We start from the raw sequence: 3,500 nt of genomic DNA on the forward strand, positions 1-3,500 counted from the left end.
AGCTAGTGCACAATGCTAAGGAAAAAGTTTCATTCCCGCTTAAAAATGACTATGCGGATTGTCCTCGAACTCCAGGGTGCAGAACTTTAAGGTTCGGCAGTTTTCCGCTACCGTGCGCCTCACGCTCTCCGGTAAGCCTTCCGGTATTTCCGCGTCGATTTCCAGGGTAATTTTGACAGTGGCTCCTGGCAGATTGGTCAGGTGCCGGATGACCTCGTCGGCAAGGGTTGCAACATCTCTGTTGACCCGCAGGGGATCCATTTCCACCCTGCCGTAAAATCGCCTCGGCAACGCCGGCTGGGAAACTTGATTTCCTTGATTCGTAACTGGGGAATCCTCCTCGCCGGGGCCAGGAAGAGGCGGAGTGCTGTCTGGGAAGATGCAGGGCGCCTTTGGGGAAGGAACTTGAAGGGCTTCCAATTGACGGCGGGCAACCTCTGGCTTGACCAGCAGGCTGTTGGAACCGATGCTGGGCTTGACTATGGCTGCCACTTGCAAGCCGAGGTATTTGCCTTTGGACTCATCGAAGGCCTCTGCGTAGGCAAAGCTATCCTCCCAAGCAGTTGAGGCTACCCCGTCTTCTACAGCTCTTAGAAGAACGGATGGGTCTTTCAAGCGGGGTAGGTAGAGGTACTGGGCCAGGCATTCCCACAGTCGTTTGAGATCGATGTGATCAGCCTCGCGCCAGAGGAATCTATCCAGCGTATCCAGGCGGAGGGTGATGGCAGAGTAAGCGGTAACCAGATCCCCCTCGTGGACAGCTTTGCGGCTGGCTTGCAAAATGGGGGAATCTTGCCCCTGCAGTCGGCATTCTTTCCACTCTAGACTGCCTTGGGGATCAGGCTGGGCTGGGATCAGCAGCCATTGATAGGTTTCCCGCAGAGCAGCCTCAACAGCAGCCTCGGATTGGTGCAGCTTGGTATCGGCTTGGGCGGTTTGGAAGGCATCTAGGTTGAGGAGATCTTTGTCTTCCAGGATCCCTTTCCAAGCTAGGTATTGGGCGGTATTGCGTTCTAGGCTTTCCAGGCGGGTTTTGTCGGGCGCCAAAAACAGCAGCATGTTCCTGTAGTAGCGGGGGCCGCTGCCGCGACGCTGGAGGGCCTGCTCAGCCCAGACTCGCCCAGGGCTATCCTGGCTACCCCGGCTATGGGAATACTGAGGATGCAGGATCACCAGCCGCACGCCTAAAGTGGGATCGTCGGGAATATCGGCAGTGGAGTCGGGGGCAACGTGAACGGCGCTGAACTCACCGCGATTTCTGTCGGCTTTGAGGCGCCGGATGATCTCTTGGCAGAGGGTGTGGGGCTCGTCCCTCAACAGTTGCTCGGCTCGCTCCTGAGCAGTGCGGTTGACGTTGGGCTGGGTGGAAATCCAGTAGCGACTGCCATCTCCGTATAGGTAAGTTGCCTGGTCGGATAGCCGCCGCAGGGCATCGCCGAAGGTGATGGGGTGTTCTCCCGGTTGCACGCAGCCCAGCTTGATGCGGCGCTCCTCAATGCCGCGGTTGGCGGCCCGCAGGGTGGGGGCGGATCCCATGTAGATGGTGCGGGCAACCCGGCGACAGGCGGAATACCGGCCCAGGTTGGGGTGATCTCGGTCGAGAGTCAGGGGCAGGGAAGTGGGGCCATCCACGTCTTTGTCGATTACCGGCAGCCAGTTGTCGTCTAGGTAGCGGGTCAGCTCTGCTTGTACCTGTTGATCGTCCATGGGGATGTGGGCGGGCAGGATCATCAGGCTGCGGTCATTTCGCTCCCAGAGGGTGTGGATGACCCTGGCCATCAGCCGTAGCACACCGCGGGTGCGTTGAAACTTGTCGAGAGTAGACCAGTCGGAGTAAAGGCGGTCAAACAGCTCTGGGTGAATGGGATAAGCAGCCTTGAGGCGGCGTTCGTAGTCACTTTCTTTGCACTCGCTGGGAAATTCCTGGCTTTGGCTGCGATAGAGATCCATGAACGCTTTCACCACGGCATCCCGCTGCACAAATAGCTCGGGATTGGTGAGGGGCTGAAACAGGCGGCGGCGGACAATTTCAAAGCTTTCTTCAGCGCTCGCGGGCCGCCAAGGGGATTCCACCCGGCCAATGGCATTTCTCAGGCGAACCAGAGCTTCTTTGCCCCGCTCCCCGCCAATTTCGATATCCGAAGAAGGAAGGCTCACCACCAGCAGTGTATCTTTTGCGTTCTTGGCCGATTCGCTCAGGGTTTGGGCAAAGGTAAACTGGGTGTCGAAACTGCCGCCGGCTAGGTCAGGGCTGTCGTGGAGTTGGCGAGCATAGGCCACCCACTCATCGATTAGGATCAGGCAAGGGGCATAGCGGTTGAACAAGACTTTAAGCGCATCGCCGGGGTTGGTGGAAGTTGCGTCGGCCTGCTGCACCCGCGCATAGCCTTCGGCACCTCCCAGTTGCCAGGCCAACTCCCCCCAAAGGGTGCGGATCAGGGGGCGGTTTTGCTGGGCGTGCTCAGGCTTGTAGGAGGGAATGCCGCTGGGCTGGAGCTTGTTCCCCACCAGGACGGCTATCCTGACGTTTTGAGGTGGTCTCTGCAGGCCGACGGCTTGGAGAAGAGACTCTGTGCCGGGTAGGGGGCCCTCACCCCTAGCCCCTCTTCCAAAGAGGTGGTAGAGGGCAAGCATGGCGTGGGTTTTGCCGCCGCCAAAGTTGGTCTGCAACTCTATCACGGGATCCCCCCCTTGGCCGCTGAGGCGCTTCAGGGCATTGGTGAGCAGTTGTTGCAATCCCTCGGTAAGGTAGGTGCGGCGGTAGAACTCGACGGGATCCCGGTACTCATCCGAACCTTCGCCCAGGTAGACTTCCCAAAGATCGGCGGCAAATTCGGCTTGTTGGAAGCGACCTGAAGCCACATCGGGGTGGGGAGTGGCAACCTCGCGCCAGGGCTTGAGGCCAGCCTGGGGCTGACCTTCTGTAGGGGATCCCATAGCGCGACGGCTTTCCCGCTTGGCCTGTTCTTCGAAGCGCAGTCGCAGTAGCTCTTGTTTTTGTTTTTCAACTTCGGCAGCTTGGGGGGCAGCAATGGCGCTCAGCAGTCGGGCAACGCTATCGAGGGCGCGATAGGCATCGTCAAAACCAAAAGTGCAGGTGTGGGCCCAGGTGTTGCGGGTATTGCGCAGCTCGCTGACTAGGGTGCGCTCCGCTTGTCCCAGAGTTTGCCTGAAGACGGTGTTCCACTGCTCCCACATGAGAGTCAGCAGCGCCAAAACATCTTCCTCCAGGATCTGCTCAGGACTTTTGAATTTGGGAGAGCTCTCGGGCAGGTTGTCGGCGACAACTGTCAGCCACTTCTCTCCATGGAAGGCTTGCATCTCCCGCACGACAAAAGGATAAAGCCCCTGCCGCAGAAGGTTGAGGGCGCGTCCAACTCGTTCGTGGTTGCTGATAGCCATAAGTGATTGAATGAAATTGAAGTTAGGGGGTGGGTCGATTATTTCCAGATTAAAGTGAGATCCACAACAAAGCCAGGGAGAACCGGATCCCCAGACAA

General features: G+C 58.4%; 1 protein-coding gene. It reads right to left on the reverse strand.

Translation table 11 applies throughout. The features are described from left to right. Positions 1-39: 39 nt before the first annotated feature. Positions 40-3,402 carry a Swt1 family HEPN domain-containing protein gene (locus NW820_RS08845; RefSeq protein ID WP_414344692.1) on the reverse strand — a complete coding sequence of 1,121 codons (3,363 nt, stop codon included), beginning with the start codon at positions 3,400-3,402 and terminating at the stop codon, positions 40-42. Positions 3,403-3,500 lie beyond the last annotated feature (98 nt).

The sequence above is a fragment of the Synechococcus sp. R55.7 genome (assembly GCF_047461955.1).
Taxonomy (GTDB): Bacteria; Cyanobacteriota; Cyanobacteriia; order Thermostichales; family Thermostichaceae; genus Thermostichus.